At 60.9% G+C, this 12,589-nt stretch carries 16 protein-coding genes; 5 read left to right on the top strand and 11 right to left on the bottom strand.

Annotation, left to right across the window (positions count from 1 at the left end; all coding sequences use genetic code 11):
* The first annotated feature begins 197 nt into the window (after positions 1 to 197).
* From AB4048_RS09015 to AB4048_RS09005, 3 genes are all read left to right on the top strand, one after another.
* Positions 198 to 1,400 (top strand): pyridoxal phosphate-dependent aminotransferase, encoded by a 1,203-nt coding sequence (locus AB4048_RS09015; protein ID WP_442201597.1) that lies wholly within the window; start codon positions 198 to 200, stop codon positions 1,398 to 1,400.
* A 112-nt stretch (positions 1,401 to 1,512) separates the two neighbouring features.
* Positions 1,513 to 1,776, top strand: coding sequence for a type II toxin-antitoxin system Phd/YefM family antitoxin (locus tag AB4048_RS09010; protein WP_442201596.1), 264 nt, complete (start codon positions 1,513 to 1,515; stop codon positions 1,774 to 1,776).
* Complete coding sequence (locus AB4048_RS09005) at positions 1,776 to 2,162, top strand: type II toxin-antitoxin system VapC family toxin (RefSeq protein WP_442201673.1); 387 nt, start codon at positions 1,776 to 1,778, stop codon at positions 2,160 to 2,162. Before AB4048_RS09010 ends, AB4048_RS09005 begins: the two co-directional genes overlap by 1 nt.
* A gap of 79 nt (positions 2,163 to 2,241) precedes the next feature.
* On the opposite strand, the gene AB4048_RS09000 is transcribed toward AB4048_RS09005, so the two are convergent.
* Positions 2,242 to 3,339: a calcium:proton antiporter gene (locus tag AB4048_RS09000; RefSeq protein WP_442201595.1), complete on the bottom strand. Its 1,098-nt coding sequence runs from the start codon at positions 3,337 to 3,339 to the stop codon at positions 2,242 to 2,244.
* Between the two features lie 238 nt (positions 3,340 to 3,577).
* On the opposite strand from AB4048_RS09000, the gene AB4048_RS08995 reads away from it, so the two are divergent.
* Positions 3,578 to 3,859 (top strand): DUF2188 domain-containing protein, encoded by a 282-nt coding sequence (locus tag AB4048_RS08995; protein ID WP_442201594.1) that lies wholly within the window; start codon positions 3,578 to 3,580, stop codon positions 3,857 to 3,859.
* A 247-nt stretch (positions 3,860 to 4,106) separates the two neighbouring features.
* On the opposite strand, the gene AB4048_RS08990 is transcribed toward AB4048_RS08995, so the two are convergent.
* The 6 genes from AB4048_RS08990 to trxB form a co-directional block, all read right to left on the bottom strand.
* Entirely contained in the window at positions 4,107 to 4,496 is a 390-nt protein-coding gene (locus tag AB4048_RS08990) for a ferredoxin--NADP reductase (RefSeq protein ID WP_442201593.1), read from the bottom strand.
* Positions 4,484 to 5,416: a ferredoxin reductase family protein gene (locus AB4048_RS08985; protein WP_442201592.1), complete on the bottom strand. Its 933-nt coding sequence runs from the start codon at positions 5,414 to 5,416 to the stop codon at positions 4,484 to 4,486. The genes AB4048_RS08990 and AB4048_RS08985 overlap by 13 nt, the downstream gene beginning before the upstream one ends.
* 297 nt (positions 5,417 to 5,713) lie before the next feature.
* On the bottom strand, positions 5,714 to 6,838 hold the full coding sequence (locus tag AB4048_RS08980) for an alkene reductase (protein ID WP_442201591.1): 1,125 nt from the start codon (positions 6,836 to 6,838) through the stop codon (positions 5,714 to 5,716).
* Between the two features lie 79 nt (positions 6,839 to 6,917).
* Positions 6,918 to 7,211: an ArsR/SmtB family transcription factor gene (locus AB4048_RS08975; protein WP_442201672.1), complete on the bottom strand. Its 294-nt coding sequence runs from the start codon at positions 7,209 to 7,211 to the stop codon at positions 6,918 to 6,920.
* 550 nt (positions 7,212 to 7,761) lie between these two features.
* A complete protein-coding gene (locus AB4048_RS08970) occupies positions 7,762 to 8,658 on the bottom strand; it encodes a LysR family transcriptional regulator VtlR (protein ID WP_442201590.1) in 897 nt (298 codons plus the stop codon).
* Between the two features lie 23 nt (positions 8,659 to 8,681).
* A complete protein-coding gene (gene trxB / locus AB4048_RS08965; protein WP_442201589.1) occupies positions 8,682 to 9,656 on the bottom strand; it encodes a thioredoxin-disulfide reductase in 975 nt (324 codons plus the stop codon).
* Positions 9,657 to 9,895: 239 nt separating this feature from the next.
* Here trxB and AB4048_RS08960 point away from each other — a divergent pair, with 239 nt between their 5' ends.
* Positions 9,896 to 10,363, top strand: coding sequence for an Lrp/AsnC family transcriptional regulator (locus AB4048_RS08960; protein ID WP_442201588.1), 468 nt, complete (start codon positions 9,896 to 9,898; stop codon positions 10,361 to 10,363).
* Positions 10,364 to 10,376: 13 nt separating this feature from the next.
* Here AB4048_RS08960 and AB4048_RS08955 read toward each other — a convergent pair whose 3' ends face one another.
* The 4 genes from AB4048_RS08955 to AB4048_RS08940 all read right to left on the bottom strand — a co-directional run bounded on the left by AB4048_RS08955 (position 10,377) and on the right by AB4048_RS08940 (position 12,583).
* Positions 10,377 to 11,420 carry a glycosyltransferase family 4 protein gene (locus tag AB4048_RS08955; protein ID WP_442201587.1) on the bottom strand — a complete coding sequence of 348 codons (1,044 nt, stop codon included), beginning with the start codon at positions 11,418 to 11,420 and terminating at the stop codon, positions 10,377 to 10,379.
* A 40-nt stretch (positions 11,421 to 11,460) separates the two neighbouring features.
* Positions 11,461 to 11,937 carry a transcription elongation factor GreA gene (greA, locus tag AB4048_RS08950; RefSeq protein WP_442201586.1) on the bottom strand — a complete coding sequence of 159 codons (477 nt, stop codon included), beginning with the start codon at positions 11,935 to 11,937 and terminating at the stop codon, positions 11,461 to 11,463.
* 197 nt (positions 11,938 to 12,134) lie between these two features.
* Positions 12,135 to 12,329 carry a DUF2283 domain-containing protein gene (locus AB4048_RS08945; RefSeq protein ID WP_442201585.1) on the bottom strand — a complete coding sequence of 65 codons (195 nt, stop codon included), beginning with the start codon at positions 12,327 to 12,329 and terminating at the stop codon, positions 12,135 to 12,137.
* Positions 12,326 to 12,583, bottom strand: coding sequence for a DUF4258 domain-containing protein (locus AB4048_RS08940; RefSeq protein ID WP_442201584.1), 258 nt, complete (start codon positions 12,581 to 12,583; stop codon positions 12,326 to 12,328). Before AB4048_RS08940 ends, AB4048_RS08945 begins: the two co-directional genes overlap by 4 nt.
* Positions 12,584 to 12,589: the final 6 nt, after the last annotated feature.

The raw sequence follows: 12,589 nt of genomic DNA, 5'->3' as shown, positions 1-12,589 counted from the left end.
CGGATTCAAGCCGTGCCGGGGCTGGGTCACACCATTGTGTTGCCGGTCTTGCTTCAAATGGCCCGTGAAGCCTTGCTAATCTGTGTCACCGTGACGCCTTTTCCCTTGAAACGTCGGCCCACATTCGACATAGACCTTAGCGCAGAAATCTGGTCCGCAGGCTTTCTGCCCATTTCAACCGAACAGGACCGATCACCATGGCCTTCCTTGCCGACGCTCTTTCCCGTGTAAAGCCTTCTGCCACCATCGCCGTTTCCCAGAAAGCACGCGAACTGAAAGCAAAAGGACGCGATGTGATCGGCCTCGGCGCCGGTGAGCCCGATTTCGATACGCCTGACAACGTCAAGAAGGCCGCCATCGACGCGATCAATCGCGGCGAGACGAAGTACACGCCGGTCGCCGGCATTCCGGAACTGCGCAAGGCGATTGCCGCCAAGTTCAAGCGCGAGAACAATCTGGAGTACGCGCCGGAGCAGACGATCGTCGGCACGGGCGGAAAGCAGATTCTTTTCAACGCCTTCATGGCGACCCTCAATCCAGGCGATGAAGTCGTCATCCCGACACCTTACTGGGTCTCCTATCCGGAAATGGTGGCGCTGTGCGGCGGCACGCCGGTCTTTGTGGCCACGACGCAGGCAAACAACTTCAAGCTCAAGCCCGAAGACCTCGATAAGGCCATCACGCCGAAGACGAAGTGGTTGGTCTTCAATTCGCCGTCCAACCCGTCGGGTGCGGCCTACAGCCACGACGAACTGAAGGCGCTGACCGATGTGCTCGTCCGGCACCCGCATGTCTGGGTGCTGACCGACGACATGTACGAACACCTGACCTATGGCGACTTCAAGTTCGCGACACCGGTGGAAGTCGAGCCCAAGCTCTATGACCGCACGCTAACGATGAACGGCGTATCCAAGGCCTACGCCATGACCGGCTGGCGCATCGGCTATGCTGCCGGCCCCTTGCCGCTGATCAAGGCGATGGACATGATTCAGGGCCAGCAGACCTCCGGTGCGACCTCGATCGCCCAGTGGGCTGCAGTGGAAGCGCTGAACGGCCCGCAGGATTTCGTCGCCAAGAACAAGGCGATCTTCCAGGGCCGTCGCGACCTAATCGTCTCGATGCTCAACCAGGCCAAGGGCATTTCTTGCCCGTCGCCGGAGGGCGCCTTCTACGTCTATCCGTCCTGCGCCGGCCTGATCGGCAAGACCGCGCCGTCCGGCAAGGTCATCGAGACCGACGAGGATTTCGTCTCCGAGCTTCTGGACGCCGAAGGCGTGGCCGTCGTCCACGGCTCGGCCTTCGGTCTCGGCCCGAACTTCCGCATCTCCTACGCCACGTCAGAGGAACTGCTCGAAGAGGCAGGCCGTCGCATCCAGCGCTTCTGCGCCGCCTGCAAGTAAGTGGATCGAGCCCACGGATTGAAGGCCCGCCAGCGATGGCGGGCCTTTTGCGTTTAGGAATGGCGTCGGGCCCGTCGTTGACGATGTGGCCGCATGTAGCTACATTTAACGCATGAAAACCGTATCGATCCGAGACGCGAAGAACCGCCTGACCGAACTTGCCCGTGAGGTCGAGAGCGGAGAGGTTGTCGTCGTGACGCGAAACGGCAAACCCGTTTTCGATCTCGTGCCGCACCGCAAGCGCGGGGGGATCGATCTGGAGGCGGGGCAAGCCTATCTTCGGTCAAAAGGGATCACCAATCCCGTTCCCTTCATCGCTGATGACTTCGACGATCCTCTTCCCGAGGACTTTCTGTTGAGGCCGCTTCCGGAGTGATGAGGCTTCTGCTCGATACTCACATCGTTCTGGCGATCTTACGCAAGGATGTCGCGCAGCGCTTTCCTGATGTTGCGCAACTGCTGGCAGACGACGAGACGGAAGCCTTTGTGAGCGTGGCAAGTCTTTGGGAAACGGCGATCAAGACTCGGCTGGGGAAACTCGATCCGGGCATGCCGCTTGAGGACATGGCGCAATCGCTCGAAGCAGCGGAGTTGTCGTTTTTGCAAATTGAGTTGCGTCATGTTCTGGCCGCTGCCGACCCTGAGCCCGAGACGCGCGACCCCTTTGATCGGTTGCTGCTTGCTCAGTGTCAGATCGAAGGATTGCGGCTCGTCACAATCGACAGGGCGCTGGAAAATCACCCCATGGCGCTGCAATTTTGAGTTCGGATCGCCTTCGCGTCCCGCTTCAACGCCTTCCTGTTTCGATTCCGCTTTACCGCTCAACCTCTTGGAATCGGATTCAAAGTCCGAGCGCCGTCAGCATGATGAAGGTGGCGAAGAGGATGAAATGCGTCATGCCTTCGATGGCGTTGGTCTCGCCGTCGTTGAGGTTGATCGCGGCGGCGACCAGGGTGATGGCGACCATCACTGTCTGGACCGGCGACATCGCCATGATGAAGGGCTGGCCGGTATAGAGCGCGATCGCCTCCATGACCGGCACCGTCAGAATGACGGTCGAGAGCGAAGCGCCCATGGCAATGTTGACCGTTGCCTGCATTCGGTTGCGCAGCCCGGCGCGTAACGCGGTCAGGATCTCCGGCGCTGCCGAGATCGCGGCAACGACGAAAGCGGCGACGGCCGGCGGGGTGCCGCTGCCGCTGAGGCCTGTCGACATGAAGGCGGACATGAACTCGGCAAGGACGCCGATCAGCACGACGCCGACCAGAATGGTCGCGACGGACGCCCACGTCGACTCGTCGCCATGCCCGTCCTCGGCGTCCTGCTTCTTCCTCTCGACGCGGGGATAGCTGTAGCTGAAGAAATAACTGTGCTGGCCGACCTGCATGCGCAGGAACAGCGCATAAAGCGCGATCATCGCGCAGATGGTGAAGACGGAATAGTAGTGCCACTTCGCGTCGGGAATGAATTCCGGGACGATCATCGAGATGCCCATGGCGGTCAGGATCATCACGCCGTAGGTCCTGCTGGAATCGTCGTTATAGGGCTGTTCGCCGTGCTTTAGGCCTCCGAGCAGAGCCGCAAGGCCGAGGATGCCGTTGATGTCGAGCATCACTGCGGAATAGATCGTGTCGCGCACCAGCGTCGGCGAGCTTTCCCCGCTCATGAGGATAGCGAGGATGATGACCTCGACGACGACGGCCGACAGCGTCAGGATCATGGTTCCGTAGGGGTCGCCGACCTTGACGGCAAGGATTTCGGCGTGGTGAGCAACCCGGATGGAAACGAGCACGATTGTGACGATGAGCGCCGTGGCGGCGATGAGCGCCGGCAGACGTCCCCCCTCCAGCGCGGCATGTTCGCCTGTGTAAGCGACGATTGCCACGACCAGCGCGAGAAGAAGAAATCTTTCCTCCCTCAGGATCGACGATATCCGCACCAGCTCTCTCTCTCATCTCGATTCATCATGACACTCTAAGGCAATGATTTCTCACATCAAGTGTCGATGACGCATTGGAGAGGTCTCGCGAAATTTGCAGTCGCGCGCTTTTGATGGAATACTGCGGCTATCGCCTGCCGGTGCCACCTGCGGCCTGCCGGATCTCTTCACGCAAAAAGGGCGATCACACCGGACCCTTCCGGAACGCGCGGCCTTGGGAAGAAGAGGAGGCAGATAAATGGTCAAGGTCACTTACGAAGTGGTGCCGCACGACGGCGGCTGGGCGTATCGATTCGCCGGTGTTTATTCCGAAGCGTTTCCAACGCATGCCGAGGCGGTGGAGGCCGCCCGTATCGTTGCCGCCGAACAGCAGGTAGGCGGCGACTCGGCCGAGATCAGCTACCAGGACGAAAAAGGCAAGTGGCACGAGGAATACACCGATGGGGGTGACCGGCCCGAGACCGAGGTCATAGACGGCCAGATGCGCGTCCCGCCAGCCGATACCGCGCCCCGCGCTTGAGTTTGCCGCAACCCGCTGGAGTAACGGCGGCTACGCCAGTCGCCTCCCTCGGGCGAACAACGCCCCGCGACCGTGACGATTGCTCGGCTCGATGCCACTCAGCCGAAGACCCGGCTGAACGCGAAGAGGGCGGCCATGACAATGATGATCGCTCCCGTGAAGAGCACCAGGCGGTCAGCAAACAGGCGGCGCATTGAGATCTCCTCAAAACAGATCCAGCATTTTACGATACGGCAAGGCGTCTGGATCAGACGAAACTATAGCGTTCGGAATGGTATTTCGACATCGGTACGCCGAGTTCCTCGAGCGCATTCTCGATCGAATCCATCATCACATCGGGTCCGCAGATAAAATATTCGTGGCTGGCATAGGGCGGGGGCAGGTGACGCCGGAACACTTCGGCGTCGACATAGCCGCGCTCTCCCGTCCAGTCCGCCGGCGGCTGCGACAGCACGTGGACGAGGGTGAGATCCAGCCGTGATTTCATCGCCTCCAGTTCCTCGCGAAACGTGATCGAGTCCCAGTCCTTGCTGCCGTAGAGGAGCACGACGGGCCGCCGGTCGCCCCGGTCGGCGAGCGTGCGGATCATGCTCATCATCGGGGTGATGCCGACGCCGCCGGCGATCAGCACATGCATGTCGGCCGGATTGCCGATGGTGAAGGCGCCGTAGGGGCCGTCGAGGTAGACGCGCTGGCCGACGGGTTGATGCCGCTGGTGAAGTCGCCGAGTTTGCGGATCGACATTTCGACCCGGCCGCCCTGTGCCTCGGCACTGGAGGAGAAGGAGAACGGGTGACCCGTGATCCTGAAAGGGCTGTTGCGGACCGTGAGCCAGCCGAACTGGCCGGGACGGAACCGGAAGCCCGCATGGCCGACCGGGTCCATCGCCAGCGTAAAGGTGTCGCCGCGCTCCTGCCTGAGTTCCGCGACACGGTAGGGCCGCCGCAGCATGAAAAGCGGCTTGACGATGCGCACATGGAGCAGCAGCGCGATCCAGAATAGCGTCAGCGCAAGCCACAGTGCGCGCTTCCAGGGGTCGACCAGATAGACGCCCCATCCGACCATGTGAGCGAGACCCGCCGTCACCGCGACAACGGCAAGGACGATATGGCTGATATGCCAAGTTTCGTAGCTGATCCTCAGCTTCACCCGCCAGAGCGCCATGACGACGATGGCGATCAGCGAATAGGTGGAGATCGCGGCGAAGCGCGCCCGCCACGGCGCGGTGAACGAATTGAGCAGCGCCAGCAGCTCCGGCCGTACGGCAAACAGGATCAACGGGTGGGCGATCACCAGGGCGACCGCGATCAGCGAGATCTTGCGGTGGAAGTGATAGATCACGTCCTCGCCCCAGGGCTCCGTGACGTAGCGGAAGCGGGCGGTGAGGCCGAATTGGAGGCCCATCATCGACAAGCCGGCGTAGCCGAGGGCGGCGGAGAACTCGGTCCAGAAATCGCGCGCCGGCGGCGTGGGGCCGGCAAGCAGGATGAACAGGGGCGCGAGGATGAAGAGCAGGTAGAGAATGATCCAGATGGTGCTGCGCGCGGCGTAACTCATCGCCCCCCCTCCAGAGAACCCAACGCCGCTGCTTCGCCTCAATCGTCCAGACGCCCCATCGCTTGCGATGTCAAACCGTCAAGAAGAGAGATACGTCCCGGCCTCCGACGGAACTTTCGTCTGGAGCGACGACAGATGCAATTGCTTTTTGAGCGGACTAGCTGCGTGACTTCGCGCCTGATCATGCGGGCTCTACGATGCAAAGGACAAAGTCGGAGGCCGCGGGCGAAATCGTGCTCCTCAAATGAAGACCCCGCCGGTGGCGGGGTCCGAGGTGCTCGCTTGGGCGGCGAGGCCCTACGCCGCTACCGTTTCCAGCGTCGGATAGTCGGCATAGCCGTGTGCGCCGCCGCCGTAGAGGGTCGCCGTGTCGAGCGTGTTGAGCGGTGCGTTGTCCTTCAAGCGCTGGACCAGATCCGGATTGGCGATGAAGAGCTTGCCGAAGGCGATCGTATCGGCCTTGCCGCTCTTGACAGCTTCGATAGCCATCTCGCGCGTATAGCCGTTGTTGAGCATCCAGGCGGACTTGCCGCTTGCTGCCTTGTAGGCGGCGTGCAACGCGTCCCAGTCGAAGGGCTTGTCACCCTGCTGGTAGTCGCGGGCGCCGCCGGTCTGGCCTTCGACCACGTGGATGTAGGAGAGACCATACTTGGCAAGACCCTCGACCACATAGGTGAACAGCGTCTGCGGATCGGTATCCGATGCATCGTTGGCGGGCGTTACCGGCGAAATGCGAATGGCCGTGCGGCCCGCACCGATTTCCTTCGTCACGGCATCGACGACCTCAAAGAGGAGGCGGGCACGGTTTTCGATCGAACCGCCGTATTGGTCCGCCCGGTCATTGATGTCGGCGCGCAGGAACTGGTCGATGAGATAGCCGTTGGCGCCATGGATTTCGACGCCGTCGAAGCCGGTGTCGATCGCGGCGCGTGCGGCCTTGCGGAAATCCTCGACAATGCCCGGAATTTCGGAGGTTTCGAGCGCGCGCGGCTCGGAGGTGGGCACAAAGCTGCCGGTGCCGTCGGGATTGACGAGATAGGTCTTCGACTTGGCAGTCTTCGATGTCGAGGATACCGGCTTGCCGCCGTTGGGCTGCAGCGTCGTGTGGGAGATGCGGCCGACGTGCCAGAGCTGCACGACGATCTTGCCGCCGTTGGCGTGAACGGCATCGGTTACGCGCTTCCAGCCCGCCAACGCTTCCTTGCTATAAAGCCCCGGAACGTCGGCGTAGCCCTGACCCTGATGCGTAATCGCGGTGGCCTCGGTGATGATCAGGCCGGCGCTGGCGCGCTGTGTGTAATACTTGACGTTCAGATCGTTCGGAACGGCGTTCGGCGAGCGGTTGCGCGTCAGGGGTGCCATGACGACGCGGTTGGCGATGGCAATATCGCCGAGCTTTGTCGGTTCGAATAGTTTGGCCATGGAAAGTCCTTTCCTTTTTTGAAAGTGGCAGGCGAAATTCCGCGCGGGCTATGCCGGGACGGGAAGGGGAGGCGGTCCGTCAAAGTTCCTTCTGCAGACAAGCAAGGAAAGCGGCGATCGTTTCCTCGTTGCGCTTGTAGAAAATCCACTGGCCTACACGGCGGGTGGTGACGAGGTCGGCACGCTGAAGGGTGCTCAGATGCGCAGAGACGGTGGATTGCGACAGGCCGCAGCGCTCGAACTGACCGGCGCAGACGCCCATTTCGAGCGGATGCTCCTGGCCGGAGAAATGCTCTTCTGGTTTTTTCAGCCAGTTGAGGATCTCCAGCCGCGCCGGATGCGCCAATGCTTTGAGTATATCGTCCCGGTCCATGCCGCCCCGCAATATTTGATTGTGGCGATACATATATCGATCATTACCGATACGACAAGAGGAGAAACATCACATGCCCGTGAGCACGGCGCTTTGATGAACTGCTGAAATTTAAGGCAAAAAAAGAGGGCCACAGGAGTGAACCCGGGCCCTTATAGGTGTGAAGGTTAAAACCTCCAGAGGGGAACAGCTGCTGCGGTGGAACTGGGAGGAAAGCCACCATGTGCATCAGCTATGTGCTATATGCTGTCAATTTGTGCAGTGCGCAATGAATTTTTGTGCATAGCAGCTATGCATTCGCACGGTCGGGACAGGTCAAAGAAGAAAATGCAAAAAAAGAGGGCCACCGGATGAACCAGGGCCCTTTATAGGTGTGAAGGTTAAAACCTCCAGAGGGGAACAGCTGCTGCGGTGGAACTGGGAGGAAAGCCACCATATGCATCAGCTATGAGCGATATGGTTCTTTAATGGGCAGACTACAATTCCGTTTGGTGCATAGCAGCTATGCGCGTTATGCACGCCCGTATATTTCGTCGGGGGAATAAGACAATCAGAAGTTCCAGTTACGGGCTTTTGCTACGATAAAGTCGCGGAAGACCTTCAGCTTTGCCGCGTTTTTCATTTCGTCCGGATAGCAAAAATAAGTGTCGAACGAGGGGACGTCGGCGTTGATCGCGAGCTGGATCAACCCCGGATCGCGGCCGACGATATAGTCTGGCAGACAGGCGACACCTATTCCCAGCAGGCAGGCGCGCTTGATGGATGTCTGACTGTTGATCTGCAGATGCGGGATTCGTTTGTTGTCGGAGGAGCGCCCGGCGATTTCCAGCCAGTTGACGTCCAGAAGGTAGTTCGGCGCCGGCTCGCCGAAGGAAATGATGCGGTGGTCGTCCAGATCCTCGACCGACTGGGGCTCGCCGTGACGGTTGATATAGGAGGGGGCCGCATAGACGTGCATATGCACGGTAAACAGCTTGCGCTGGATGAGGTCCGACTGTTGCGGCTGGCGAAGGCGGATAGCGCAGTCGGCGTGCCGCATGTTCACGTCCAGCTCCTCGTTGTCGAGGATGAGCTGGATCTGCATGTCCGGATAGAGGTTCAGGAACTCCTGGATCTTGTCGGTGAGCCAGCCCTGGCCAAGACCCACCGTCGTCGTCACGCGCAGCTTGCCGCTCGGCTTGTCGGTCGTCTCGGTAAGCTGCATCTTCACCGTTTCGAGCTTCAGGAGCACGTCATGGGCCGTGCGGTAGAGAAGCTCGCCCTGCTCGGTGAGGATGAGGCCGCGGGCATGGCGATGGAAGAGCTTGATGCCGACATCCTGCTCCAACGAACTCACCTGCCGGCTGATGGCCGATTGAGACAGATGCAGCTTGTCTGCCGCATGGGTGAACGAGCCTGCTTCCGCAGCTGCGTGAAAGATACGCAGCTTGTCCCAATCCAATGGCATGCCCGGTCCCCTCATCGGCTGCGTTACTCCGCAGCCACGGCCACCGGCAGATGCCCGGCGAGATAGCGTTCGGCTTCGAGAGCTGCCATGCAGCCCAAGCCGGCGGCGGTGATTGCCTGGCGGAAGGTGTCGTCGGTGACGTCGCCGGCGGCATAGACACCCTCAAGGCTCGTCGCCGTGGAATCCGGCGCGGTCCAGAGATAGCCGTTGTCCTTGAGTTTCAGCTTGCCCTTGAAGAGCTCGGTTGCCGGCGCATGGCCGATTGCAACGAAGACACCGTCGATCGTGACGTCGCTCACCACGCCGGTTCGCGCGTCGCGCAAACGTACGCCCGAGACGGAGGGCGGCATCGGCGGCTTGGCAGTTGTGCCGGTGATTTCAGCGATTTCCGTGTTCCAGAGAACCTTGATGTTGGCCTTGGCGAACAGGCGCTCCTGCAGGATCTTTTCCGACCGGAAGCTGTCGCGGCGATGCACGACGGTCACGGATTTCGCGATATTCGACAGATAGAGCGCTTCCTCGACGGCGCTGTTGCCGCCACCGACCACGATCACATCCTTGTTGCGATAGAAGAAGCCGTCGCAGGTGGCGCAGGCCGAAACGCCAAAGCCCTGGAAGTGCTGTTCGCTCTCGATGCCCAGCCATTTCGCCTTGGCGCCGGTTGCGATGATCAGCGTATCGGCGGTCCAGACCGTTCCTGAATCGGTGCGCACGACGAAGGGGCGCTGGTTGGTATCCACTTCGGTCACGAGGTCGTTGACGATCTCGGCGCCGACATGGGTCGCCTGCTTCAGCATCTGGTCCATCAGCCACGGTCCCTGGATGGGATCGGCGAAGCCCGGATAGTTCTCGACGTCGGTCGTGATCATCAACTGGCCGCCCTGTTCCATGCCGGCGATCAAGACCGGCTTCAGCATGGCGCGCGCGGCGTAAACCGCCGCTGTGTAGCCGGCGGGGCCGGAACCGATAATCAGCACCTTGGTATGGCGGGCAGGCATAAGTAGTCCTTTCAACGATAGCGCTTCGGAAATGAACTTACCTTGGCGTGCAAGGCAGCTTCGCGATCCGCTGTCCCATTTATGATTGTCGCATGCATTTATTCAAGGGCAGCTTTGCATTACTAACAGGGCATCCAGACGCCGAAGTAAGATTCGGTCACTCTTGCGAAACTTTGTTGCGTAACGCTCCCAGGTTTATATAGAAGCTGCGAACTGCAATTTAAAGAAAGGCGACACCCGTGTTGCGCGCTGACCTCGACGCCATCGACATCAAGATACTGCGGGAACTACAGCGCGACGGACGCATGACCAACGTGGAGCTGGCCGACCGGGTCGGCATCTCCGCGCCGCCCTGCCTGCGCCGCGTGCGCAAACTCGAGGAAGGCGGGGTCATCGAGGGTTACCACGCCATGCTGAACAGCCCCAGGCTCGGCTTCGACCTCGTCGCCTTCTGCATGGTCGGCCTGAAGCACCAGTCGGAGAGCAACCTGAAGGCCTTCGCGGCGGCCACCGCCGAGTGGCCGCTCGTGCGCCAAGCCTGGATGGTTTCCGGCGATAGCGACTTTCTCCTGCATTGCGTGGCGGAAAACCTCACCCGCTTCCAGGACTTCGTGATCGAGGTGCTGACCGCCAACGAGCACGTCGACACGGTCCGCACCATGCTGACCATCCGGCAGGTGAAGAAGCTGGGGCTCGTGGAGCTTTAAACTTCCGGCCGGACTACCGTCCGCCAAGCAGCTGGTCGTAGATCGCACTGATCGCGGTCGCCTCTTTTTCCAACGCGAAGTTCAGCCGCACGTGGCGCACGGCATTGTCGCCCTGGCGAAGCGTTTCTTCCGGATCGGACAGATAGGCCGCGATCGCGCGTGTCAGCGCCTCGCCGTCGCCGGCCGGCACGACGGCGCCGGTTTCGCCCGGCACGATCATTTCGGAATAGGCGCCGGCGTCGGAGGCGACGACGGCCGTGCACGAGGCCATGGCCTCGAGCGGCGTCAGGCCGAAACCTTCGTTGCGGGAAGGGGCTACGTAGAGCGTCGCGCGCCGATACCAGGGGCGGATGTCGGGGACCTCGCCGAGGAAACGGATGCGGTCGCTGAGGCCCGCGTCGGCAACCGATTTCGTCAGCTCCTCGCCGAAGCCCTTGTGCTCGGCGGTGACCCGTCCGCAGACGACGGCGGTCCAATCGGGATGGCGCGGCAAAAGCTCGATCATCGCCTTGACGAAGAGGTCAGTGCCCTTCTGGTGGCGGACGCGGCCGAAGCAGCCGATCAGATACTTGCCCGGCAGGTCGGTTGCCGCCATGCGGTCGTCGGCCGTTTCCGGCGGATGGAAAAGTTTGAGATCGACGCCGTGCTGGATGACGGTGTGCGGCACCTTGAGAAAGCTGCCGGAGCGGTCGCTCGTCGCAATGACGGCGTCCATGCGCCGGATCAGCCAGCGAGTATAGCGCGAATGGCGGCGCTGGGCGGCTGACGTGAAGACGAGCTTGAGCGGCATCCGGAGAAGCGACTTCAGAACGAGGCCCGCGAGCATCTCGTTGTTGCGCCGCGCGTGCCAGACACGCACCGCATGCCGGCGCGGGCGGAGCCACAGGCCGGGAAGCCGGGAGAGGTCAAGTTTCGGCAAGTGGGCGGGCAGGCCCGGCCCGAGCGTGACGATACGGCATCCGAGCTCGATCTGTTTCGGGATCAGCTGGACGATGGTCGACGTCACGCCGGAGAGCCGGCGCTTGAAGTTCGGCGCGATAATCTCGATTTCGCGCATGTCGGGAGCTTGCGATGCGTCACGATCGCGCAATGGTCGATCAACCCCAGGAAACGGCGAGGATCTCGTAGGCCTTGGAGCCGCCCGGCGCGTTGACTTCGATCGAATCGCCGACTTCCTTGCCGATCAGCGCGCGGGCGATCGGTGAGGAGATCGAGATACGGCCGGCCTTCACATCGGCTTCCTGATCGCCGACGATCTGATAGATCCGTTCTTCGTCGGTATCCTCGTCCATGAGTTTCACCTTGGCGCCGAACTTGATCTTGGAGCCCGACATCTTCGTCAGGTCGATGACCTCTGCACGAGCCGTCAGGTCTTCCAGTTCGGCGACGCGGCCTTCGTTGTGGCTCTGCGCTTCCTTGGCGGCATGGTACTCGGCGTTTTCCGACAGGTCGCCATGGGCGCGCGCCTCGGAAATTGCCTCGATGATTCGCGGGCGCTCTTCCTGCTGACGCCAGCGCAGTTCTTCCTGCAGCTTGACGAACCCGTTCTGCGTCATCGGTACCTTTTCAACCATTTTCTAGTCCTTCACTGCGCGTGTGGCCTAGCGGCACACACAAAAGAAAACAGGTCCCGAAGTGGAAGCTTCGGAACCGTGCTACAGTCATTCAACTAACAACCTATATCAGATTGCCGTCATCGATATCCAGCAAATTCGGAGGGCTTTCCTTGCCGGTTTTCGGCGTAGCGACGTGCTCCAGGCAGAATTAGACTTTACGCCGCCTGGCTCAGCAAAGCAGGCGGCAGGTGGGCGCGGGCATCGAGAACCTCCATGCCCACTATCCGCCCTTCGCTGTCGTAGTCGAGGACAATCCCTTCAGAAACCTCTGCGCTTTCCGATACTTGTTCGGAGGAAAAGCGAATGTATGCGGCGTTGGAATCGACGTCATATTTCACGGAGGGGTTCATTCAGGTCTCCTGGCGCCTCGATCAAGGAATGCCGAGATTATACGGATATAATCGGTATTTTCCACGCATACAACGCGAAGATACCGTCCATCGCGTTCCGTGATGCGGCCAAAGCGCCGCTCCATGTCCGATCCAGACGGATCAGGAGCGCGCCAATCCGGTCGCCTGACGACCGCCTCGACCCAGCGCTTATCAAGCCCTCGCTCGCTAATCACCGTCTCGGCGTGATACGTGTAGAGCAAGGGCTTCGTCATTGCGGA

Source organism: Rhizobium sp. RAF56, from assembly GCF_052113965.1.
Taxonomy (GTDB): Bacteria; Pseudomonadota; Alphaproteobacteria; order Rhizobiales; family Rhizobiaceae; genus Rhizobium.
The sequence above is the reverse complement of the archived record's forward strand: the minus strand, read 5'-3'. Positions and strand labels throughout refer to the sequence as shown.